This is a genomic window from Bacteroides sp. AM37-9, assembly GCF_003603455.1.
In the GTDB taxonomy this organism is placed as follows: Bacteria; Bacteroidota; Bacteroidia; order Bacteroidales; family Bacteroidaceae; genus Bacteroides; species Bacteroides xylanisolvens.
In genome coordinates this window covers 261,654-286,630 of sequence record NZ_QTNF01000002.1, presented here as the reverse complement: position 1 = coordinate 286,630, position 24,977 = coordinate 261,654, and the positions used below count along the sequence as shown (strand labels likewise).

The following is a 24,977-nucleotide window of genomic DNA, read 5'->3' as shown; positions in this document are numbered from 1 at the left end:
AGATAGAGATTTCTAATGATTCTGCTTTCGGAGATAAGGAAGATTTTCGTTAATAATCGTTTAAAACGAAGTTTTGGGATGTTTGTTCTGTTAGGGAAACACGCTTGTAATAATGTAATAGTTAAATTGTTGTCTGCCAATAGTTGATTTTAAAGGGTGATTTAAAAACGTCAGGATAGATTTCACTAAATGGAATAAATGTGTTATTTTTGCGTCTTGTTCTTAACGGAAATTAATCAAGAAATGATAGAAGATATTAAAAAAGCCTGTCAGGTGATGAATGAAGGAGGAGTGATCCTTTATCCCACTGATACCGTATGGGGTATAGGCTGTGACGCGACTAATGAGGAGGCTGTACGCCGGGTGTATGAGATTAAGAAACGTGCTGATAGCAAAGCTATGTTGGTGTTGGTGGATTCTCCGGTTAAAGTGGATTTTTATGTACAGGATGTACCTGATGTAGCATGGGATTTGATTGAAGTTGCCGACAAGCCGTTGACGATTATTTATTCCGGAGCACGAAATTTAGCACCTAATCTGCTGGCCGAAGATGGCAGTGTAGGGATTCGTGTGACGAATGAAGATTTTTCCAGAAGACTCTGTCAGCAGTTCCGTAAAGCAATTGTTTCTACTTCGGCTAATGTCAGCGGGCAGCCGGGTGCTGCTAATTTTAGTGAAATTAGTGATGAAATCAAATCGGCGGTAGATTATATCGTTGGCTTTCGTCAGGATGATATGAATAAGCCGAAACCCTCAAGTATTATTAAGTTGGAAAAAGGTGGAGTGATAAAGATAATTCGCGAATAAATGAAAGGAGAAAAACTTAGTTTATTGCAGCGTTGTATCAAATGGCGGGAAGCGAACATAAAGGAGAAGCAATTTATCCTGATATTAAGTTTTCTGGTCGGAATCTTCACTGCGTTTGCTGCGTTAATATTGAAATTTTTTATCCATCAGATACAGAATTTCCTGACTAATAATTTCAATGCAACAGAAGCTAACTATTTGTATTTGGTATATCCGGTAGTCGGTATTTTCCTTGCAGGTTGGTTTGTGCGTAATATTGTAAAGGATGATATCAGTCATGGGGTCACCAAAATTCTATATGCCATCTCCCGTAGGCAGGGACGTATCAAGCGACACAATATCTGGTCGTCTACTATCGCCAGTGCCATAACCATCGGATTTGGTGGATCAGTCGGAGCAGAGGCACCAATTGTACTGACAGGTTCGGCAATCGGTTCCAATCTCGGGAGCGTGTTTAAGATGGAGCATCGCACGTTGATGCTGCTCGTAGGTTGTGGTGCGGCAGGTGCCATTGCCGGTATTTTTAAAGCTCCGATTGCGGGACTGGTATTTACCTTGGAAGTGCTGATGATTGACTTAACCATGTCTTCTTTGCTTCCCCTGCTGATTTCTGCCGTGACAGCAGCAACTGTTTCGTACATAGTCACTGGTACGGAGGCTATGTTTAAGTTCCACCTCGATCAGGCATTTGAACTGGAACGTATTCCTTTCGTTATCTTGCTGGGAATTTTTTGTGGGCTGATTTCGTTGTACTTCACACGTGCCATGAATTCGGTAGAAGGTGTATTTGGCAAACTCAATAACCCTTACAAGAAACTGGCTTTTGGTGGTGTGATGTTGAGTGTATTGATTTTCCTTTTCCCACCTCTTTATGGTGAAGGATATGATACGATTAATCTTTTGTTGAATGGAACGTCTGCCGAAGAGTGGGATACGGTCATGAACAACTCTATGTTTTATGGCTATGGTAATTTGTTGCTGGTTTATCTGATGCTGATTATCTTATTGAAAGTATTTGCTTCCAGTGCAACAAACGGTGGAGGTGGTTGTGGTGGTATCTTTGCTCCTTCGCTTTATCTGGGATGTATTGCCGGTTTTGTTTTCTCTCATTTTAGCAATGACTTTGCTTTCTCCGCTTATTTGCCGGAGAAGAATTTCGCATTGATGGGAATGGCGGGAGTAATGAGTGGTGTCATGCATGCTCCATTGACAGGGGTGTTCCTGATAGCCGAGCTGACAGGTGGATATGATTTATTTCTTCCGTTGATGATTGTATCTGTAAGTTCATATCTGACAATTATTGCTTTCGAACCTCATAGTATCTATTCGATGCGTTTGGCTAAGAAGGGACAATTGCTGACACATCACAAGGATAAAGCTGTGTTGACGCTGATGAAAATGGAAAACGTGGTGGAGAAAGATTTCGTTGTCGTACACCCGGAAATGGACTTGGGCGAACTGGTGAAAGCAATTGCAGCTTCCCATAGAAATGTCTTTCCGGTGACAGATAAGAAAACGGGTGAATTGTTGGGAATTGTATTGCTCGACGATATTCGCAACATCATGTTCCGACAAGAACTTTATCATCGTTTCACTGTTAATAAATTGATGATATCTGCTCCTGCCAAAATCTTCGATACGGATGGAATGGAGCAGGTTATGCAAACATTTGACGATACGAAAGCCTGGAATCTTCCGGTCGTAGATGAGGAAGGCCGCTATCAGGGATTTGTCTCTAAATCAAAGATATTTAATTCGTATCGGCAAGTGCTGGTACATTTTTCTGAAGACTAATCCGTGCCTAAGTAATGATAACATATTTAAAATGATGAAGAAAGAGGACTTAAGAATAGTATATATGGGGACTCCCGATTTTGCAGTAGAGGCCCTGCGTCAATTGGTAGAAGGCGGTTATAATGTAGTGGGTGTGATTACGATGCCCGATAAACCTGCCGGACGCGGACATAAGATTCAATATTCTCCTGTCAAACAATATGCGCTCGAACAGAATTTACCGTTGCTTCAACCGGAAAAGTTGAAAGATGAAGCTTTTGTGGAAGCGTTGCGTGAATGGAAAGCGGATTTGCAGATTGTAGTTGCTTTCCGTATGTTGCCGGAAGTGGTATGGAATATGCCGCGACTGGGTACATTTAATCTTCATGCTTCTTTACTTCCTCAATATCGTGGAGCTGCTCCTATCAACTGGGCGGTTATCAACGGTGATACGGAAACCGGGATTACGACTTTCTTTTTGAAGCATGAGATAGATACCGGAGAGGTCATTCAACAGGTACGTGTGCCTATTGCAGATACGGATAATGTAGAAGTGGTACATGATAAATTGATGATGTTGGGAGGAAAACTGGTTCTTGAAACAGTAGATGCTATACTGAATGGAACGGTCAAACCAATTCCTCAAGAAGAAATGGCAGTTGTCGGTGAACTCCGTCCTGCTCCGAAGATATTTAAAGAAACTTGCCGGATTGACTGGAACCAGCCGGTGAAGAAGATCTACGATTTTATCCGTGGACTATCACCTTACCCCGCTGCCTGGAGTGAACTGATTGCTTCCGAAAAAGCAGAAAGTGTGGTCGTGAAAATATTTGAAAGTGAGAAAGTTTATGAATCACATCAATTGGCTGCCGGAACAATCGTAACTGATGGCAAGAAATTTATGAAAGTAGCTGTACCGGATGGATTTGTATCTATTCTTTCTTTACAATTACCCGGTAAAAAACGACTGAAAACAGATGAGTTGCTTCGTGGTTATCACCTGGAAGATGGGTGTAAGATGAAGTGATCTGACAATAAGATAGAATAAAAACCGTCCCGAACACGAGACAATTAGAACCTAAAATAAAAGAATTATGAAACCGATTATCGCTCCTTCTATTCTTTCTGCCGATTTTGGATATTTGGCAAAGGATATTGAAATGGTAAACCGCAGTGAAGCGGAGTGGGTACATATTGATATTATGGACGGAGTATTTGTTCCGAATATTTCATTTGGCTTTCCGGTACTGAAATATGTAGCGAAGTTAAGTAAGAAGCCGTTGGATGTGCATTTGATGATTGTGAATCCGGAGAAATTCATTCCGGAAGTAAAAGCATTGGGTGCTCATACGATGAATGTGCATTATGAAGCTTGTCCACATCTGCATCGGGTGATTCAACAAATCAGAGAAGCCGGGATGCAGCCTGCTGTAACGATCAATCCTGCTACTCCTGTAGCTCTTCTGCAAGATATTATCCGGGACGTGTATATGGTGCTTATCATGAGCGTGAATCCAGGATTTGGCGGGCAGAAGTTTATCGAACATTCGGTAGAAAAAGTTCGTGAACTGCGTGCCCTGATTGAACGGACAGGTTCGAAAGCCCTGATTGAAGTAGACGGTGGCGTGAATCTGGAAACAGGGGCCCGTCTGGTTGAGGCGGGAGCCGATGCGTTGGTGGCTGGAAATGCTGTCTTTGGTGCACAGGATCCGGAAGGAATGATTCGTCAGTTGCACGAACTGTAGTGGATGAATTATAAATATTGGTAAATTAGCTTAGATATAAAATATAAAAGTTACCTTTGTTGGAAAATAAACAAAAATGGGAACTTGGAGTCAACAGCAGGAGGTTAGAAAAGAAACCAAAGAAAGAGATAAGACTAGAAAAGAAAAATTGGCTGGTTATTTTTTTGATCTTTCGAAGCTTTCATTTGCTGGACTTGTGATTGGTATAATTATACCTCTATACGCCAACTTTTTGGATGAAAATAATTGGTATATAGCTGTAACGGGTATTGTTTTGACAACTTTGTCTGCATTATTAGCTAATAAAATATTAAAATGATATGGAAATGTTAGGTTTTGTTTTTACAGTAGGATGTGTGATTGTTGGAGGTATTTATCTGTGGACATTCACTAAGTCGGGAAAGAAGTGGCTGAAGAATCTGTGAAATAACTGCGACATTGTTTCTTTATAACGTCCATCGATATCCATTTATACGCCTGCTTATCCCTTGGATAGCAGGCGTTTTTTGTGGAGATCATTTTTTTGACCGTTCATGGGCCCCCCTTTGTGGTATTCTCTTCTTTGGCTTTTTTGCTGCATTGTCTTTTGCTCTTTATTTTCTGAAGCGCTATTCGCTGCGATGGTGTTTTGGGATAGCTATCTCCGCTCTTTGTTTTACGGGAGGATGGCTTGGGATGACTGGACAATTGCAACAGGCTGTCTGCTCTTTTCCGAAAGAAGAAACTGTGTACCGGGTTTTGATAACGGATGCAGCTCAACCAAAAGAACATACTTACCTCTGTCAGGCATTATTAAAAGAACGTCGTGATACTGCGGGCATATATCCGATAGGACATACTGCGGTTCTTTATCTACAGCAAGATTCGTCTGCCTCCCGTTTGAAGAGTGGAGATGAACTGCTGATTTCTGCCCACATTTCTCCTCCTCTCAACAATCGAAACTTTGATGAATTTGATTATGCCCGCTTCCTGATGCGGAAAGGTATTAGCGGAACAGGATATGTTGCATCCGGGAAATGGATAAAATGCGACGGAATGAATAACTTTGACCTCAAAAGTGTAGCCAGCTCTTGTAGAAGAAACATGGTTTCACTTTATCAGGAACTGGGATTCAACGGGGATGAACTGGCAGTACTTTCAGCACTAACAATAGGAGATAAGACAGAATTAAGTGATTCGGTTCGTGAAAGTTATTCGGTAGCAGGTGCAAGCCATATTCTTGCTCTATCCGGTTTGCATATCGGACTTTTATATACAATGATCTTTTTCATTCTGAAACCTATTGCCCGAAGAGGAAATATAGGTAGATGTGTGCGTTCTGTTTTTCTTCTTGTCTTATTGTGGACCTTTGCTTTTTTTACAGGGCTTTCTCCGTCGGTAGTACGTTCGGTCAGTATGTTTTCGATTTTAGCTATGGCGGATATGACTGGTCGTGAACCTTTATCTTTAAATACATTGGCGGTAGCTGCGTGGTTGATGTTATTCTGCAATCCTGCATGGTTGTTCGATGTTGGTTTTCAACTCTCTTTCCTTGCTGTTGCTTCTATCTTGCTTATCCAAAAGCCGATCTACCATTTGATTACCGTGAAAAGTAGAATAGGAAAGTATGTTTGGGGGCTGATGAGTATATCTGTTGCCGCACAAATAGGAACAGCTCCGCTTGTTCTGTTTTATTTCTCTCGATTCTCCGTGCATTTTCTGTTGACGAATTTAGTTGTTATACCTTTGATTACGATTATCTTATATGCTGCTGTCGCAATGCTTCTTCTGACTCCTTTCTCCTGGCTTCAGATAGGAGTGGCCGGAGGTGTTAAGAAGCTGTTGGAAGGACTTAATTTCTTTGTCCGATGGGTAGAACGGCTTCCTTGCGCTTCTATAGATGGAATTTGGCTTTATCAGTCAGAAGTGCTAGGTATCTATATTGTTATCGCTCTGCTAACCTATTATTTCATGAATCGCCGATACCGGAATCTGCAAATCTGTCTTTTTTCTATCTTGTTGATGGGGACTTATCATGCAACGCTGTATTGGCTGGATCGTCCTCAAACGAGTTTAGTCTTTTACAATATGCGTGGCTGTCCGGCAGTACATTGCATAAAGAGTGACGGACAATCCTGGATAAACTATATGGATACTCTCTCCAATGAAAAACGTCTGAAACACATGACAGCTAACTATTGGAAGCGTCATCACCTTCTTCCTCCCCAAGAAATAACGGCTGATTGCCGGCACGCTGAACTTAACCGTCAACAGCAGATTATATCCTATCATGGTTGTCGTGTATGTGTCATAAACGATAACCGTTGGCGAAACAAATCTACCGTTTCTCCGTTATATATTCAGTATCTTTACTTATGCAAAGGATATGACGGTCATCTGGAAGAACTCGCCCAGGTCTTTTCTTTCTCTTACGTCATATTGGACGCGTCCCTCTCGGAATACCGCAAACACCTACTTGAAAGCGAATGCAAGAAATCCGGTCTGCGATTTATCTCTTTGTCTGACGAAGGTTCTGTCCGCTTTTTGCTCTAAGTACAAAGATTTATCGTACATTTGCACCTTGATAAAGTTTAAGAGTATGTTGACGAAAGTAATTGAACAAGCCAAAATAGACCATTTTACCAAATGGTTTGAACGAGCTGACAAAATAGTAATTGTATCCCATGTTTCTCCTGACGGCGACGCTATTGGTTCATCATTGGGATTATATCATTTTCTGGATTCACAGGAAAAAACAGTAAACGTAATTGTGCCGAATGCCTTTCCCGATTTCTTGCGATGGATGCCGGGCAGTAAGGATATTCTTTTGTATGACCGTTACAAAGATTTTGCCGATAAGTTGATAGCCGAAGCTGACGTAATCTGTTGTCTCGACTTCAATGCACTGAAGCGTATTGACGATATGGCAGATGCTGTGGCTGCATCTCCTGCGCGTAAAATCATGATCGATCATCACCTGTATCCCGAAGATTTCTGTAAGATTGTAATGTCCTATCCTAAGATTTCTTCTACTTCCGAATTGATATTCCGGCTGATTTGTCGTATGGGATATTTCAGTGATATCACGAAGGAAGGCGCAGAATGTATCTACACAGGCATGATGACAGATACAGGAGGATTCACTTATAATTCGAATAACCGGGAAATTTATTTTATCATTAGCGAACTACTTTCCAAAGGAATCGATAAGGATGATATTTACCGTAAGGTGTACAATACCTATTCCGAGAGCCGTTTGCGTTTGATGGGCTATGTACTGTCGAACATGACTGTTTATCCGGATTGTAATTCGGCATTAATCACATTGACAAAAGCCGAGCAAAGTAAGTTTAACTATATAAAAGGTGATAGCGAAGGCTTCGTAAACATCCCCCTTTCCATCAAGAATGTTTGTTTCTCCTGCTTCTTGCGGGAAGATACAGAGAAGCCGATGATTAAAATCTCCCTTCGTTCGGTAGGAACCTTTCCATGTAATCAGTTAGCCGCTGAATTTTTCAACGGTGGCGGACATTTGAACGCTTCGGGCGGTGAGTTTTTCGGAACGATGGAAGAGGCAAAAGCGGTCTTTGAGAAAGCGCTTGAGAAGTATAAACCTTTGCTAACAGCGAAAAGCTAAAGATGGAAGGTTAAAAGTGAATATGGAAAGGTTAAAAGATACGAACTTTCAACTTCCCCCTTTCAACTTTTAATGATTTTGAGATACATTTGTGCGGAATATAGCTAAATAACAGATAATGAAGAAACTTGTATTTTTATTTCTCTCTTTGTTAACCGCCGGAAGTCTGTTCCAGGCATGCGACAATTCGAAGACTTATGCAGAAATGCTGGAAGACGAGAAAAATGCGGTGAATAAGTTCATCAAAGATAATGATATTCGTGTCATTTCACTGGAAGAGTTCGAACGAGACACTGTTACGGCTTCAAAAGAAGCTGGGGATGGATATGACGAATATGTTGCTTTTTCCAACGGCGTATATATGCAGATCGTAGATCGTGGCGGGAAAGAGGAAGGTGAGAATGGGGTTGAGTTTATTAATGAAGTAGATACTTTTGCTACTGATAACATCATTTGTACTCGTTATGTAGAAAAGGATATGATGACAGGAGAGGTTACTTGTTTCAATGTAGCTTTAGAAGAATGGATGGATTACCCTGATTATTATAAGTTTCCATTAACATTCCGTTATGTACAAAACGCGTCTACTGTTTATGGGATCGTTTTATCCGGTAGTTTGGAATATGATTTATTATGGGTTAATCAAGGTTATGGAACTGCAATTCCATCCGGATGGTTGATTGCCTTACCTTATTTGCGTAATAATGCACATGTACGCCTGATTGTACCTTCTAAGATGGGGCATACAACTGCACAACAATATGTCAATCCTTATTTCTATGATATCTGGAAATTTGAGAAAGCAAAAAGCTAAAGCACTAACATTAGATAAATCTTTTAGTTAAAAACCTATGACTCTAATCAAATCTATCTCTGGAATCCGCGGAACCATCGGCGGAGGAGCGGGAGAAGGACTGAACCCGCTTGACATTGTAAAATTCACCTCGGCTTATGCTACTTTAATTCGTAAGACCTGCAAAGCGAAGAGCAACAAGATTGTTGTGGGACGCGATGCCCGCATCTCGGGTGAAATGGTAAAAAACGTAGTAGTCGGCACATTAATGGGAATGGGCTGGGATGTAGTAGATATTGATCTTGCTTCTACTCCGACCACAGAGCTTGCTGTAACTATGGAAGGCGCTTGTGGTGGCATCATCCTGACAGCTTCTCATAACCCGAAACAGTGGAACGCACTGAAGTTACTGAATGAACATGGCGAATTTCTGAATGCAGCCGAAGGCAACGAAGTGCTTCGTATTGCTGAAGCAGAAGAATTTGACTATGCTGACGTAGATCACTTGGGCTCTTACCGCAAAGACCTGACTTATAATCAGAAACATATCGACAGTGTATTGGCTCTCGATCTGGTAGATGTAGAAGCTATCAAAAAAGCTGATTTCCGGGTAGCTATTGACTGTGTAAACTCGGTAGGTGGTATCATTCTTCCCGAACTTCTTGAACGTTTGGGGGTGAAACATGTAGAAAAACTCTACTGTGAACCTACCGGAAACTTCCAGCACAACCCCGAACCGCTTGAAAAGAACCTCGGTGACATCATGAACTTAATGAAAGGTGGAAAGGCCGATGTAGCTTTTGTTGTAGACCCCGATGTTGACCGTCTGGCAATGATCTGCGAGAATGGCGTAATGTACGGTGAAGAATATACATTGGTTACTGTTGCCGACTATGTACTGAAACATACCCCCGGTAACACTGTTTCTAATTTAAGCTCTACCCGTGCTTTGCGTGATGTAACTCGCAAGTATGGAATGGAATACAGCGCTTCTGCCGTAGGCGAAGTAAATGTGGTAACGAAGATGAAAGCAATCAATGCTGTTATCGGTGGTGAGGGAAATGGTGGAGTAATTTATCCTGCCAGTCACTACGGACGTGATGCATTGGTAGGCATCGCATTATTCCTTAGCCATCTGGCTCACGAAGGAAAGAAGGTTAGCGAGCTCCGTGCTACTTATCCTCCTTACTTCATTGCTAAAAACCGTGTAGACCTGACTCCGGAAATCGATGTAGATGCTATCCTTGCCAAAGTAAAGGAAATCTATAAGAACGAAGAAATCAACGATATCGACGGTGTGAAAATAGACTTTGCCGACAAATGGGTACATTTGCGCAAGAGTAATACAGAACCGATCATCCGTGTGTATAGTGAAGCTTCTACCATGGAGGCTGCTGAAGAAATCGGTCAGAAGATAATGGATGTGATTAATGAATTAGCAAAATAATATCCTGTAAAATAGGATTTTATTTATAACATTTGAGTCTCGTATATCATAAAGATAACTGAATAAGTTGTCTCATTGATATACGAGACTTTTTATTAGGATGATATCCACAGAATGATGATAGTTACTCTTCTCCTTGAGTATTAACAATAAAGTTTCTTTTGATTAAGTCTAAACTTCCTTTCGTCTAATAGTAAACTTCTCTTTTGTTATTTACAAACTTAAAATGAAAGCTTCATTTTTATAAATGCAAGCTTTGTTTTTAAAAACGGAACCTTTGTTTTTATAAATGAAGATTGCATTTATAGATTGGAAGGGATGAAAAGCAACTTTACTGTTAATAAAAAGAAAGTTTGGACTTAATCAAGAGCAACTTTTCTATTAATAGATTACATGAGAAGTAAGCAGTGTTGAGAGAGAAGTAATCAACGAAGCTTACTTTTCTGCGTCGTTAGCATAGATACACTACAAGAATATCAATTGGTATACAAAACTTTATAGGTCTTATATCAATGATAAACACATGGCTTAAATATACATATTGATAAACGTGCGATATGAAAATAAAACTGATTGCATTATTATTTATAATGATGAGATCATTGAAAAATGGAAGAGGCAGACTCTTAGATTGTGTGAACTTAGTAGTGAAGTAATTGTTGAAAAATAGAGGTACTTGATAAAATAGAGTTGCATTTTCCGTATAAAAACGTATCTTTGTGTAAAGAGAATCAAAGACATCGATTATTAATGGCTATTTTTTTTCGCACTGCGAAACAAAACATATAAGCGATTACCTGATATTTAATAGATGATATTAATGATTAACACAATGAAAATACGCTTGATTTTTCCTTTTGTTCTATTGATTTATTCATTGATCTGTCAGGCAGATGGCGGTAAAGATTCATATATCTTCCGGAAAGTAGATTATCAGCAAGGATTATCTAATAGCGCTGTGCTTTGTCTTTTTCAAGACAATACAGGGTTGATGTGGTTCGGTACTTACGATGGCGTCAATTGTTATGACGGCAGAAGCATGGAAGTTTTCCGTTCCGATTTTTCAGCTCCCAAGGCTTTGAGTAACAACGTAATCCATTCTATTCAGCAGGCGGATAATAATTGTTTGTGGATTTCTACCCATTTGGGGATCAATCGTCTTTCACAGGATTCACGGCAAGTTGTCGGATATTATGACTTTACAGATGATTATTATCTACATTCCAATTCTAAAGGAAACACATGGGTGGTGAGTCATGGTGGAATTTTCTACTATAATACATCTTATAAACGATTTGTACAGATTAAGAATCTGAAAGTACCCGTAGAAGATATGGATAAACGGGCGTTCGTCACGGATGATGGTGTTTTGTGGATTTTCACTCAACAAACAGGGGAGCTGTTACAGGTTTCGCAGGATGCTTTTGATTGTGACACATTATCAATTCATTCAACTGTTTCATCTACTAATTTTCATGCGAAACCTATTGAAGATGTCTTTTATCAGAATGGCGTTCTTTGTTTTATCGATAGTGAGCATGATCTTTATGTTTATGATATTTCCCGACAATCTAAAATTTATATTCGTAACCTTTCTTCATTAGTGCAGAAGAATGGAACTATTGCAGGAATAGCCCTTTTCTATGAAGATATTATTATTGGTTTTCGAACGAATGGGTTAGTCCGTCTCCGTACTTCACAAAAATATAAAGAAGAAGTGGTCGACCGGAATGTGCGTATATATAGTATTTATCGAGATCCTCATCAGAATGTCTTATGGGTTGCTTCGGACGGACAAGGAACGATTATGTATGCTAAGAAATATTCTATTGCCACCAATTTGATGCTCAATCAACTGTCATCTAACTTAAGCAGGCAGGTACGTTCTGTTATGACAGACAATAGTGGTGGGCTATGGTTCGGGACGAAAGGTGATGGACTGTTGCATATACCGGATTATCGTGAGAATGAGGAGGCTTCTGCCGTTACAGTTTACTCTCCTGAAGGTAAGCAAAATGTTGTGTCTTATATACGATGGAATAAAGAATTTCCTGTTTATAAATTGGTTCAAAGCCGTTATATGGATGGCTTTTGGATAGGATCTGGAGATCCGGGACTATTTTACTACTCTTTTGAAGACAAAACTTTGCATTCTGTGGAGAACCTGTCGGCACAACCCACCGAGATACATGGCATTTATGAGGAAAATGATAGTGTACTTTATGTGGTGACAGCCGGTTCCGGTTTTCATAAATTAATACTTGAGAAGCAGGCAGGTACCATTCGTTTCAAGTCGCAGAAAAGTTATCATTTTTTTCACGGTCAGCGAGAAATTACGATGTTCTATCCAATGTTGCCCGAGGGGGATTCTATTTTGTGGCTTGGCAGTCGGGAGAAAGGACTCGTACGGTTTGATAAGCGGACTGAAGAATATAAAGTGATTTCTTTGAAAGAAATGCTTCATAAGTCGGTAGACGATGTGCTCAGCCTGTATCGGACCAAAGAAGGGTTGTTATATGTAGGGACAACATCAGGATTGGTATGTCTGAATTCTAATGGAAAACAGATGAAAGCTACCTATATCGGACGGGAGCAAGGTTTGCTCAATGATATGATTCATGGTGTACTTGAAGATGAGAACGGACTCTTATGGCTTGGTACGAATCGGGGGCTGATTAAATATAATCCGATAAATGGCTCATCACATGCCTACTTTTACAGTGCAGGTGTTCAAATCGGTGAGTTTAGTGATGATGCTTATTACATGTGTCCATATACACAGGAGCTTTTTTTCGGTGGGATTGACGGGTTGCTTTATCTGGATAAAGAGGTGCAGGCTGCTCCGGAATTTTATCCGGATATTTTGTTACGTAAGTTGACTGTTGGACATACGCAAGTGGTTCAGGGGGATGGAGATTACTATACAGACGATGGTAAGGCATTACAGTTGAAGGGGACGGAGGTTTCATTTGCACTTTCTTTTGTTGTTCCGGATTTTTTATCAGGAGAAGATATAGAATATTCTTACCAGTTGGAAGGATATGATAAGGATTGGACCTCTTTTAGTAGTATTAATGAAGCCTCATATACAGGAGTGCCGGCAGGTGATTATATCTTTAAGGTACGCTATAAGAGGGATGTATTTGATACGGAATATCGGCATTTTTCTATTCCGGTATATATCCTTTCTCCCTGGTATCGATCGGTGGCGGCTTATTTTGTTTATTTGGTCATTTTCTTGTTGCTGTTAGGGTACGTGATATATTTACTACGTAAAAACTATCTTCAGGAACGGATGATGAAAACACTGATGGGGACAGAAAGTTGCCGGAAATCCGAGACTGTATATACAAACCGTAGGATGCTTGAAGATTTTACTCTTATTTATAATTATTGTGACCAATTGCGTGCAGAGAATCTTTCTTATGAGCAATGTCTTGAGAAAGTGTCACTGATACGCGAAACTGTGATGAACGCACTTCTTAATCCTGACGCTCTGTTTTTGGAAGAACTTAAACAATTCTTTCCGGATCGGTTTATTGTTTCTGCACGTATGAGTATACAGGGAGTTTCTCAAGAGGTGTTACGTACGTTGGAAGAACAAGGGATTGATCATTCTTCTATATCGTCAATGATTCCGGAACACTTAACATTTCCAGTTTACAAGAATGCATTATACAGTATTCTTTATTGCTGCTATCTTCGGATTACTGAAATGAAAGGTACTCATGGCGTAATAGTAGAAATGTCAGAACAGGATGGTAAGATGCAGCTACATTTTTCTTCTAAAGATGCTACTGCGAAAGCGTTGTATGAATATCTTTCAGATAAAGCTTCTTCAGTGACGGAGAAAGATTCCGATCATGTGTTTGCTGTGCATTTACTTTTAGGTTTTGTACGGTCGGCTTTGGAACGTATTCATGCCGTTCTTCGTTATGATGATGATGAGAGTGGTAGTCGGTTGACGATTATCTTTGAACCGGCAGTCTTGACAGTGGCAGGTGAACAAGGGAAAAAAACTGTGCTTTTGTTGGAAGACAGAGATGAAATGACTTGGTTGATTAGTAATTTCCTGGCTGATGAATATGTGGTTCATCAAGTAAAGAGTGTGCAGCTTGCTTTTGACGAAATTCGTCGGTCGGCTCCGGCTCTATTATTAGTGGATATGACAATGTATGCCAATGCTGAAAGTACTTTTATGGAGTATGTTAGCCGGAATCGTACTCTGCTTTCAAAGACAGCTTTTATTCCATTGTTAACTTGGAAAGTTGGTTCGGCCATTCAGCGGGAACTGATCTTGTGGTCTGATTCTTATATTGTACTTCCTTATGATATATTATTCTTGCGGGAAGTTGTCCATAATGCTATTTATGGAAAGCGGGAAGCGAAGCAGATATATATGGAGGAACTGGGAGATTTGGCGGGACAGATTGTCTGTACAACTACCGAACAAGCTGATTTTATTCGTAAATTGTTAAAGGTGATTGAAGAAAACCTGGACAAGGAAGAACTGGGCTCAACGTTGATCGCTGATCGTATGGCAATGAGTTCCCGTCAGTTCTATCGTAAATTCAAGGAAATCTCCAATACTGCTCCCGGTGATTTAATAAAGAGTTACCGTATGGAAAAGGCAGCCCGCCTGTTACTTGATGAAGAACTTTCTATTCAAGATGTTATTATGGAGGTCGGTATTTCCAGCCGGTCTTATTTTTATAAAGAGTTTACCCGTCGGTTCGGGATGACACCGAAAGATTATCGGGAACAGCGAAAGGTATGCTGATTGTCAGGTTAAATTCTTTCGTATAGGTGATTAGTTGGGAAACATTATTATTTATTTGTTTGTCACAACCTTGTGCTCTAAATCCCTTTTGTTGATTTTATTATGTTGATTATTAGTGCGTTAATCTGTGCTCTAATTTACCATTCTGTGCTTTAAATATGTGTCTTTATTTTGCCGTTTTTTTGGCAAGGTAGAGCATTGGACTTTTATTCGAATAGCCTTTATTTGCAACAATCTTTTTAAAGGGAATTAACCTTATTACTAATCAAATTTAAAGGAATTATGAATGAAAAACTAAAGTATCTTACCTTATTTGTAATAGGTATGATGTTGAGTTTGGGCATGAATGCTCAATCTGTAAAATCAATCTCCGGTACGGTAACCGATGATCAGGGAGAGGCGGTTATCAGTGGTACGGTGAAAGTTAAAAACGGTAGTACAGGAACAATCACTGACATTAACGGTAAATACACTCTCTCTGTTCCTTCCAATGCCACCTTGGTGTTTTCGTATATTGGTTATATCACACAAGAATTTAAAGTCTCGGAATTAAAGAGTAATGTTCTGAACGTAGTTCTGCAATCGGATACGAAAGCACTGGACGAAGTAGTCGTTGTAGGTTATGGTACCATGCGCAAATCAGACTTGACGGGTTCCATTTCCACAGCCAAAGGTAAAGACATGCTGAAAGCACAATCATTCAATGCGCTTGACGGATTGAAGGGTAAAGTGGCCGGTGTGAATATCTTCTCTAATACCGGTCAGCCGGGTGGAGAATCACGTGTCATCATTCGTGGTATTTCTACTATCAACGCATCGGCATCACCGCTGTACGTAGTAGATGGAGTGGTGATGTCAAACTTCGAATTGCTTAATCCGAATGATATCGAATCTATCGAAGTATTGAAAGATGCTTCCTCTGCTGCCATCTATGGTGCCCGTGGTGCGAATGGTGTTATCATGGTGACTACCAAGCGCGGTAATGCAGGAAAAGGAGTCCATGTTTCCTATGATGGTTCATTGTCTATCGGTAAGATGGCTAGAAAAATAGATGTAATGGATGCTAACGAATGGATGTCTACCTTCAAGCAGGGATTGGAAAATGCCAACGAATTTCAAGGCAAGAACTTCACAACTGATCTGTCACAGATATTCACAGACGAACGTTTGTTCAATGCAGACGGTTCTCCGAAATATAATACCAACTGGCAGGATGAAGCATCCCGCACTGCCATCTCTCATAACCATCAGATCAGTATCCAACGTACAGGAGAAGGATCTTCTATCGGAGCATTCATCAATTATACCGATCAACAGGGTATTTTGTTGAATTCCTACTTCAAACGTATCAATGCAAAATTGGCGTATGATGACAAACCGACTGATTGGCTGTCTACTTCCGTTAATTTATTAGTAAATCATACTTGGGGTAATAGAACTTCTGATAACCCTTACGGACAAGGCGCATTGCGTACAATGATCGAACAGTTGCCTTTCTTACCGGTTAAGCTGGATGGTGAATATACGCAGACGAACATTATTAATACAAGCTCTATTCTCAATAATCAGACTGATCCTAATAGCGGAAAACAAGGATTCAGCCCGGAAGGTGTAGGTAATCCCGTTGAGTTGCTCGAACGGATGCAGGCTATGCAATATCGTACGCAGATTTTTGGTAATGCTGCTTTGACTTTCCATCTCATGAAAGGATTGGATTTGAAGACCCAGTTCGGTATCGACTACCACAATAATCGTGATGCTAACTATACGCCGTTCACTCCGCGTCCGATGATTAATCAAAGTTCCGAGGGAGCAGCTTCTGCAAATAACTCCAACTCTTTGTATTGGCAGGAAGAAACCTATTTGACTTATGTGAAAGATATAAACAAACATCACATTAATGCAATGGCGGGTATGTCTTGGCAAGAGTATAATTATACCAAATTCGAAGCTTCCGACAGTAAGTATATTGATGACTTCTACGGATATTATAATTTAGGTTCCGGAACGAATCGTCCTTCTGTTGGCAGTGATTACGACAAGTGGGCAATGAACTCTTATTTCTTGCGTCTGGCGTATTCTTATGACAACAAGTATATGGCTACCGTAACCGGTCGTTATGATGGCTCTTCCAAATTCGGACAGAACAATAAATATGCATTTTTCCCGTCAGTCGGCTTGGGCTGGATGATTTCTAATGAAGACTTCTTGAAAGATAACTCATTGATTAGCAAACTAAAACTGCATACTTCTTACGGTGTGACAGGTAACTCGGAAATCGGTACTTATAAGTCATTGGCCACGGTAAGCCAGTCAAATACGATTATTGGTGATGCTTTGCACGTTGTGTCTTATCTGGACAATATGCCTAATCCTGACTTGAAATGGGAAAAGACTGGACAGTGGGACTTAGGATTCGAGTTGGGTTTATTCAATAACAGACTGAATTTCGATATTTCCTATTATTATAAATATACTTCAGATTTGTTGCTCGACCGTCCGGTTCCTGAATCAACAGGCTACTCTTCCATTATGGATAATATTGGAGCCGTTTCCAATCGTGGTTTAGATATTCTGGTTACAGCATATCCTATTCAGACACATGATTTCCAGTGGACTTCCACTCTTAATTTAGGTTTCAACAAAAACCGTGTAGAGAAGTTGGATGAAAGTGCATCTGTTGATCCTGTCACCGGTAAGCGTCAGATTACGACCGACGGTTTTGTGGGTTACGATATGTTGATCCGTGAAGGTGAAGAGCTTTCTTCTTTCTATGGTTATAAGCGCGCCGGTATCTACGATGGTATTCCGTCTAACTGGGATCCGGAGACAATGAACATACCTTCCACTATCGGTGAAAAGGTAACTTATAAGAAACGCGAAATTATCGGTAACGGATTACCAGACTGGATGGGCTCATTTATCAATACCTTCAATTATAAAGGTTTCGATTTGACTTTAGACTTCCAGTTTACATGGGGGGTAGACGTGATGCAAGAATATTATCACTCTACTGTAGCCCGTTTCCTGACTAACGGTATAGACCGTCTTTATAAGGAAGCATGGCATCCAACTCTCAATCCGTCGGGTAAAGAACAGGCAATTCGTCTGAATAACTTTGGTCAGGGAGCTAATAACCAGGCAGATGATGACTGGGTTTGCAATGGTTCTTATTTGCGTTGTAACATGATTCAGCTCGGATATACCTTCAATCCGACACTGATTAAGAAGATCGGTCTGTCTTCATTGCGTTTGTATGCGAATGTGAATAACGCGTTCCTGATTACTTCTAAGGACTATAACGGATACGATCCGGATAACTCATCTCGTTTAGGTGACAACAAATGGGGGGCTAACCGCCAATTCTTCACCTATCCGCGTCCGAGAACGTTTACGTTCGGTCTTAATGTAGCATTTTAATTCACCGTTATAAAAACCATAAGAATTATGAAACTATTAAAAGTATATATATCTGCATTTTGTATGTGTTCACTTTCTGTGTTGCTGAATTCATGCGACGATTTCCTGAAAGAAGAACCATTGGATATGAAATCATCTGACCAATTCTGGAAGACGAAAGCTGATGCGGAGTCAGGTGTGAACGCATTGTATTTTGGTGGTGTACCTTATTTACACAACACTGATGTAGGCGGTGGCTGGACTCCTAAAGCGACAATGTGGGGTGGTATTGTGTCCGGATTGTACGTTGATAAGCGTAAGGATAGAACATTTACTACGGCATCCGAAGGGTGTAACTTCAATATTGAATCTTTTGATGATATTGCAATGAAATACTGGCATGAGTTTTATAAAGGTATTTCACGTGCCAACTTTGTTATAGCCAATATTCCGACAATGACCGGGGTGCTGGATGAAGCTACTATTAATAATTATGTGGCTCAAGGTAAATTCTTCCGTGCATACGGATATTTTTGGCTGGTCAAAGAATTTGGTGGTGTTCCTTATATTTCAGAACCTTACACATCTACAGAAGGTATGTACAAAGAACGTCTTTCTGCTGAAGAGGTTTATAAGAAAATTGAAGCCGACTTGCTGGATATTGTCAACGGGGATGCATTGCCGAATAAAACGTTCTATGAAAATGGCTGTTATGTTACCAGAGCAATGGCGCAGACTTTGCTGGCACAAGTTTATCTACAATGGGCTGGTGCACCGTTAAACGGGGGGGCAGACTATTATGGAAAAGCTGCACAGATGGCATTGAAAGTGATTAATGATAGTCCTCACGGACTTATTCATCCGAATGGAACGACTGATGATTTGAACTCTGCGTATAATGTGATTAAGACAACGAAAGAATCAGCTGAAATCATTTATGCTAAAGAATACAATTATAGTGATTATAGTGTAGGTAACTCTTATGCTTGTCGTTCTATCGGGACAGATGCTTTTCAGTGGGGAGTGTTCCATCCGGGAGGAGACGTGCTGTATAATGCATACCTTCCCTGTGATATGTTGCTTAACAGCTATGCCTCTAATGATATTCGAGGACATGAGAAACAGTTCTTCTTTAAGCAATATACCGATGCTGAAGGAAATACTCATACTTTGAATAATGCAGGCAACTGGGCATGGTTTGATGAAAATGCTTTGATTAGCGGTCACGACGGTGATTATAATATGCCGGTATTCCGTTTTGCGGAAGTCTTGCTGATTGCGGCCGAAGGTCTGGCACGTACAAATCATGAAGATAATGCTGTCGGTGGAGCTAAATATTATCTCAATCAAGTGCGTAAACGTGCTGGATTGGCAGATGAGACGGCTACAGGAAACGATTTAATACAATCGATTTTGACTGAACGTTTGCATGAGTTACCGTTGGAATTTAAGATTTGGGATGACATTCGTCGTACTCGTTTGTATCCGGAAGCATCTACCGAATCAGGAAAATTGAAATGGACTGCTCTTGCATCGGCTCAAATTCAAAACAAGCCCGATGGAAGCACAAGAGCCGGTGCCATTCCTGAATATGCTTTGTTATGGCCTATCCCGTTAGATGAAATTCAGGCTAATCCTGCGTTGGAAGGACGTCAGAACCCGGGATGGAATTAATTAGGTAATAATAAATATTTGTTTCTGATAGAATTGGAGAGAGGGTAAAGGCAAATTATCCTCTCTCTATTGCTTAAACAGTTAGTCCTCCGGTTGTACTCTCGTGGTATGCACATAAATATTACATCCTGATTCTCACTTATTTAACTTGTACTCTCGTTGACGCTCGTATCCTTTGGTTGACCAAATGCTATTTTTTTCTTATTTTGGCGTATCAGAGGACTGATAATTACAGAAAGATGCTTTAATTTGTAACGTAAATAAAAAAGACTTGATAATCTAATTAATAGCTTAATTCGTAGACCATGAATAAAAAGAAACTACTATCTTTCGCAATAGCCCTGCTATTGGGAGCTTCTTCTACCTTTGCGCAAAAGCAACCGGTAGACTATGTGAATCCTTTAATGGGAACTGATTCGAAAATATCACTATCTAATGGGAATACATATCCTGCCATCGCGTTGCCTTGGGGAATGAACTTCTGGATGCCACAAACCGGAAAGATGGGTGACGGTTGGGCTTACACTTATGCATCCGACAAAATCAGAGGTTTCAAGCAAACCCATCAGCCTAGTCCGTGGATCAATGACTACGGTCAGTTCTCAATCATGCCGATGACTAAACAGTTGAAGATCGATCAGGACAGTCGTGCTTCCTGGTTCTCTCATAAGGCAGAGAAAGCCACTCCTTATTATTATAGTGTTTATTTGTCAGAGTATGACATGACAACTGAAATAGCTCCGACGGAACGTTGCGCATATTTCCGTTTCACTTTCCCTGAAACCTCTGATGCCTATGTGGTGGTAGATGCTTTCGACCGCGGTTCGTATGTGAAGGTGATTCCCGAAGAAAATAAAATAGTTGGTTATACGACACGCAATAGTGGCGGTGTTCCTCAAAACTTTAAAAATTACTTTGTGATAGAGTTCGACAAGCCTTTTACTTTCAATAAAGTATGGGCAGACTATCATTTGGTTGAAACACATCTCGAACTACAATCCAATCACGTGGGTGCTGCTATCGGATTTTCAACGAAGAAAGGAGAACAGGTACATGCAAAGGTGGCATCCTCATTCATCAGTCCTGAACAGGCTGAACTGAACTTGAAAGAAATTGGTAATAAGACCTTTGAACAGACAAAAGAGGCCGGTCGTAAGGCATGGAACAATGTCTTGGGGCGTATCAAGGTTGAAGACAGCGATGAGAACCGTATGCGTACGTTCTACTCTTGTTTGTATCGTTCGGTGTTGTTTCCTCGTATGTTTTACGAAGTAAACGGTAAGGGGGAAACTGTGCATTACAGCCCCTATAATGGTGAAATCCGTCCGGGATATATGTTTACCGACACTGGATTCTGGGATACTTTCCGTTGCTTGTTTCCATTTGTTAATTTGATATATCCTTCAATGGGTGAGAAGATGCAGGCAGGTCTGTTGAATACCTATCTTGAAAGTGGATTCTTTCCTGAATGGGCAAGCCCGGGCCATCGTGGTTGCATGGTTGGGAATAATTCTGCTTCTGTAGTGGCGGATGCTTTCATGAAGAATATAACCAAAGCGGATGCAGAAAAAATGTATGAAGGTCTACTGAAAGGGGCCAATAGCGTACATCCGAAAGTTTCTACTACCGGACGCCGTGGATATGAATATTATAACAAGCTGGGCTATGTGCCGTATGATGTGAAAATTAATGAGAATGCGGCACGCACATTGGAATATGCATACGATGACTGGTGCATTTACCGTATGGGTGAAAAATTAGGTCGTCCGGCAGAAGAACTGGATGTTTATAAGAAAAGGAGTCAGAACTACCGTAATCTGTTCGATCCGGAAACTAAGTTGATGCGGGGAAAGAATTCCGACGGAACTTTCCAGACTCCTTTCAATCCTTTTAAATGGGGAGATGCCTTTACGGAAGGAAATAGTTGGCATTATACATGGTCGGTATTCCACGATGTACAAGGACTGGTTGATCTGATGGGCGGCAAGAAGATGTTTGTTAGTATGCTTGATTCTGTATTCAATCTTCCTCCTGTATTTGATGATAGCTATTATGGAGGAGTGATTCACGAGATTCGTGAAATGGAAATTGCTAACATGGGTAACTATGCGCATGGCAACCAACCTATCCAGCACATGATCTATTTGTATAACTATGCCGGCGAACCTTGGAAAGCCCAATATTGGTTGCGTGAGACGATGAACCGCCTCTATCTTCCTACTCCGGACGGTTATTGTGGAGATGAAGATAACGGTCAGACTTCGGCTTGGTATGTATTTACTGCATTGGGATTTTATCCGGTATGTCCCGGCAGCAATGAATATGTAATGGGAGCTCCTTACTTCAAGAAAGCAACGATTACACTGGAGAACGGCAAGAAACTGGAAATCTCCGCCCCGAAGAATAACGATGATAATCGTTATATTCGTTCATTGAATTATAATGGCAAGAATTATACAAAGAATTATCTGAACCATTTCGATCTGTTGAAAGGCGGTCGTCTGGTGTTTGATATGGATAACAAACCGAATAAGGGAAGAGGTATCAACGAATCAGACTTCCCGTATTCATTCTCTCGTGACGCAAAGTAAGCTGATATGAATAATTTGAGAAAGAAAGTATTGATGATGACTATGGCGGCAGCAACTTTGTCCGCCATAGCTCAACAGCCGGTAGACTATGTGAATCCGATTATCGGGACCAATGGGATGGGGCACACTTTTCCCGGTGCTTGTACTCCTTTTGGATGGGTACAGTTGAGTCCGGACACAGACACAATTCCGCATAATGTAAATGGAGCTTATCAGAAAAATGCCTACGAGTATTGTGCCGGTTACCAATATAGGGACAAGACCATTGTTGGCTTCAGTCACACTCATCTTAGTGGTACGGGACATTCTGACTTGGGAGACATCTTGTTGATGCCTGCTGTTGGCGATGTGAAGTTAAATCCCGGTCGGGCGGATTATCCGGAAGAGGGATACCGTTCACGTTTTGACCATGCTACAGAAAAAGCTGTTCCCGGATATTATGAAGTGATACTGGACGATTATGGCATTAAGGCCCAACTGACAGCAACACAACGGACGGGTATACATAAATATACCTTCCCGAAAGGAAAAGATGGTCATTTGATTTTGGATCTGGTGCATGGTATTTATAATTATGACGGCAAAGTACTATGGGCTAATTTAAGGGTAGAAAACGATACTCTGTTGACCGGATACCGTATCACCAACGGATGGGCGCGCACGAATTATACCTATTTTGCTATCTCTTTGTCACAGCCGATTAAAGACTACGGATATAAGGATAAGGAAAAAGTACTGTACAATGGCTTCTGGCGTCGTTTCAAGATGGAAAAGAACTTCCCCGAAATCACAGGTCGAAAAATCGTGGCTTACTTTAACTTCGATACCGCTAACAATTCGGAACTGGTTGTAAAAGTGGCATTGTCGGCAGTCAGTACGGAAGGGGCCATTAAGAATCTGCATGCCGAGGCTTCCGGAAAGAGTTTCGAACAGTTGGCGGAAGCTGCTCGTACAGATTGGAATAGTGAACTGAAGCATTTCGAGATCGAAGGTACGCCCGATCAGAAAGCAATGTTCTATACTTCTCTTTACCACACCATGATTAATCCGTCTGTGTATATGGATGTAGACGGTTCCTATCGTGGGCTGGATCATAACATACACCGGGCGGAAGGATTCACCAACTATACTATATTTTCCCTTTGGGATACCTATCGTGCGGAACATCCTTTCCTGAATCTGGTGAAACCGGGACGCAATGCGGATATGGTGGAATCCATGATTAAACATGAGCAACAAAGCGTACATGGAATGTTGCCGATATGGAGTCTGATGGGAAATGAAAACTGGTGTATGAGCGGTTATCATGCTGTGTCTGTACTGGCGGATGCAATAACCAAAGGCGTCTTTTCGAATGTGGATGAGGCATTGGCGGCAATGGTCAGTACATCCACCGTTCCGTATTATGAAGGTATAGCTGATTATATGAAGCTGGGATATATTCCGCTTGACAAAAGTGGTACAGCAGCCTCTTCTACTTTGGAGTATGCATACGACGATTGGACTATCTATCAGACAGCTTTGAAGGCAGGTAACAAGGAAATAGCGGAGATTTACCGAAAGCGTGCCCTCAATTATCGTACTATCTATGATACAAGTATTGGTTTTGCACGTCCCCGTTATAGTGACGGTTCTTTCAAGAAAGAGTTTGATGTATTGCAAACCTATGGTGAAGGTTTTATCGAAGGCAATTCATGGAATTTCTCTTTTCATGTGCCACACGATGTATTTGGCATGATCGACTTGATGGGAGGAGAAGGGACGTTCGTGCAGAAACTGGATGAACTGTTCTCCATGCATCTGCCGGAGAAGTACTATGAGCATAATGAGGATATTACGGAAGAATGTTTGGTCGGCGGATATGTGCATGGTAATGAACCGAGCCACCATGTTCCTTATCTATATGCGTGGACTTCCCAGCCGTGGAAATCACAGTACTGGCTGCGTGAGATTCTGAATAAGATGTATAAGAATGATATTAACGGATTGGGTGGAAATGATGATTGCGGACAGATGTCAGCATGGTACCTTTTCTCCGTGATGGGTTTCTATCCGGTTTGTCCTGGTACAGACCAGTATGTATTGGGAGCGCCCTACCTGCCTTATCTGAAGATGATGCTTCCTAATGGAAAGACATTGGAGATCAAAGCGCCGGGTGTCAGCGATAAGAAACGTTACGTGCAGTCGCTGAAATTGAACGGTAAGGTATACGACAAGATGTACATTACACATGAAGACATTTTGAAAGGAGGCGTGCTTGAATTCAAGATGGGGGCGTCACCTAACAAACGTCGCGGATTATCACCGGAGGATAAACCTTATTCATTAACTAACGGAATCAACGAATAATCA

At 40.9% G+C, this 24,977-nt stretch carries 14 protein-coding genes; all 14 read left to right on the top strand.

Annotation, left to right across the window (positions count from 1 at the left end):
* Window positions 1–243 precede the first annotated feature (243 nt).
* On the top strand, window positions 244–807 hold the full coding sequence (locus tag DW862_RS02325; protein ID WP_004313073.1) for an L-threonylcarbamoyladenylate synthase: 564 nt from the start codon (window positions 244–246) through the stop codon (window positions 805–807).
* Window positions 808–2,601: a chloride channel protein gene (locus DW862_RS02320; protein WP_004313072.1), complete on the top strand. Its 1,794-nt coding sequence runs from the start codon at window positions 808–810 to the stop codon at window positions 2,599–2,601. It abuts the gene before it with no gap.
* 34 nt (window positions 2,602–2,635) lie between these two features.
* A complete protein-coding gene (gene fmt, locus DW862_RS02315; RefSeq protein WP_049702297.1) occupies window positions 2,636–3,607 on the top strand; it encodes a methionyl-tRNA formyltransferase in 972 nt (323 codons plus the stop codon).
* Between the two features lie 67 nt (window positions 3,608–3,674).
* Window positions 3,675–4,325 carry a ribulose-phosphate 3-epimerase gene (gene rpe / locus DW862_RS02310; RefSeq protein WP_120067223.1) on the top strand — a complete coding sequence of 217 codons (651 nt, stop codon included), beginning with the start codon at window positions 3,675–3,677 and terminating at the stop codon, window positions 4,323–4,325.
* A 76-nt stretch (window positions 4,326–4,401) separates the two neighbouring features.
* Window positions 4,402–4,644 carry a hypothetical protein gene (locus DW862_RS02305; protein WP_008020549.1) on the top strand — a complete coding sequence of 81 codons (243 nt, stop codon included), beginning with the start codon at window positions 4,402–4,404 and terminating at the stop codon, window positions 4,642–4,644.
* 119 nt (window positions 4,645–4,763) lie between these two features.
* Window positions 4,764–6,857: a ComEC/Rec2 family competence protein gene (locus DW862_RS02300; RefSeq protein WP_120067222.1), complete on the top strand. Its 2,094-nt coding sequence runs from the start codon at window positions 4,764–4,766 to the stop codon at window positions 6,855–6,857.
* A gap of 46 nt (window positions 6,858–6,903) precedes the next feature.
* Complete coding sequence (locus tag DW862_RS02295) at window positions 6,904–7,941, top strand: bifunctional oligoribonuclease/PAP phosphatase NrnA (RefSeq protein WP_004313064.1); 1,038 nt, start codon at window positions 6,904–6,906, stop codon at window positions 7,939–7,941.
* Window positions 7,942–8,059: 118 nt separating this feature from the next.
* The gene (locus DW862_RS02290; protein ID WP_008641986.1) at window positions 8,060–8,755 is read left to right on the top strand and encodes a DUF4827 domain-containing protein; all 696 of its coding nucleotides are present in this window, start codon (window positions 8,060–8,062) and stop codon (window positions 8,753–8,755) included.
* A gap of 37 nt (window positions 8,756–8,792) precedes the next feature.
* A complete protein-coding gene (gene glmM / locus DW862_RS02285) occupies window positions 8,793–10,181 on the top strand; it encodes a phosphoglucosamine mutase (RefSeq protein ID WP_008020557.1) in 1,389 nt (462 codons plus the stop codon).
* A gap of 820 nt (window positions 10,182–11,001) precedes the next feature.
* Window positions 11,002–14,961, top strand: a complete 3,960-nt coding sequence (locus DW862_RS02280; RefSeq protein WP_120067249.1) for a helix-turn-helix domain-containing protein — start codon at window positions 11,002–11,004, stop codon at window positions 14,959–14,961.
* Between the two features lie 282 nt (window positions 14,962–15,243).
* Window positions 15,244–18,381, top strand: coding sequence for a TonB-dependent receptor (locus DW862_RS02275; RefSeq protein ID WP_049701842.1), 3,138 nt, complete (start codon window positions 15,244–15,246; stop codon window positions 18,379–18,381).
* Window positions 18,382–18,408: 27 nt separating this feature from the next.
* A complete protein-coding gene (locus tag DW862_RS02270; protein WP_120067221.1) occupies window positions 18,409–20,034 on the top strand; it encodes a RagB/SusD family nutrient uptake outer membrane protein in 1,626 nt (541 codons plus the stop codon).
* A 305-nt stretch (window positions 20,035–20,339) separates the two neighbouring features.
* Complete coding sequence (locus tag DW862_RS02265; protein ID WP_117610956.1) at window positions 20,340–22,625, top strand: GH92 family glycosyl hydrolase; 2,286 nt, start codon at window positions 20,340–20,342, stop codon at window positions 22,623–22,625.
* A gap of 6 nt (window positions 22,626–22,631) precedes the next feature.
* Window positions 22,632–24,974 (top strand): GH92 family glycosyl hydrolase, encoded by a 2,343-nt coding sequence (locus DW862_RS02260; RefSeq protein WP_120067220.1) that lies wholly within the window; start codon window positions 22,632–22,634, stop codon window positions 24,972–24,974.
* Window positions 24,975–24,977 lie beyond the last annotated feature (3 nt).

Bases quoted from the DNA above. Each gene is read 5' to 3' on its own strand.
- DW862_RS02290 (WP_008641986.1), top strand. From the start codon at position 8,060: ATGAAGAAACTTGTATTTTTATTTCTCTCTTTGTTAACCGCCGGAAGT.
- DW862_RS02280 (WP_120067249.1), top strand. From the start codon at position 11,002: ATGATTAACACAATGAAAATACGCTTGATTTTTCCTTTTGTTCTATTG.
- DW862_RS02320 (WP_004313072.1), top strand. From the start codon at position 808: ATGAAAGGAGAAAAACTTAGTTTATTGCAGCGTTGTATCAAATGGCGG.
- DW862_RS02325 (WP_004313073.1), top strand. From the start codon at position 244: ATGATAGAAGATATTAAAAAAGCCTGTCAGGTGATGAATGAAGGAGGA.
- fmt (WP_049702297.1), top strand. From the start codon at position 2,636: ATGAAGAAAGAGGACTTAAGAATAGTATATATGGGGACTCCCGATTTT.
- DW862_RS02270 (WP_120067221.1), top strand. From the start codon at position 18,409: ATGAAACTATTAAAAGTATATATATCTGCATTTTGTATGTGTTCACTT.
- rpe (WP_120067223.1), top strand. From the start codon at position 3,675: ATGAAACCGATTATCGCTCCTTCTATTCTTTCTGCCGATTTTGGATAT.
- glmM (WP_008020557.1), top strand. From the start codon at position 8,793: ATGACTCTAATCAAATCTATCTCTGGAATCCGCGGAACCATCGGCGGA.
- DW862_RS02295 (WP_004313064.1), top strand. From the start codon at position 6,904: ATGTTGACGAAAGTAATTGAACAAGCCAAAATAGACCATTTTACCAAA.
- DW862_RS02305 (WP_008020549.1), top strand. From the start codon at position 4,402: ATGGGAACTTGGAGTCAACAGCAGGAGGTTAGAAAAGAAACCAAAGAA.
- DW862_RS02275 (WP_049701842.1), top strand. From the start codon at position 15,244: ATGAATGAAAAACTAAAGTATCTTACCTTATTTGTAATAGGTATGATG.
- DW862_RS02260 (WP_120067220.1), top strand. From the start codon at position 22,632: ATGAATAATTTGAGAAAGAAAGTATTGATGATGACTATGGCGGCAGCA.
- DW862_RS02265 (WP_117610956.1), top strand. From the start codon at position 20,340: ATGAATAAAAAGAAACTACTATCTTTCGCAATAGCCCTGCTATTGGGA.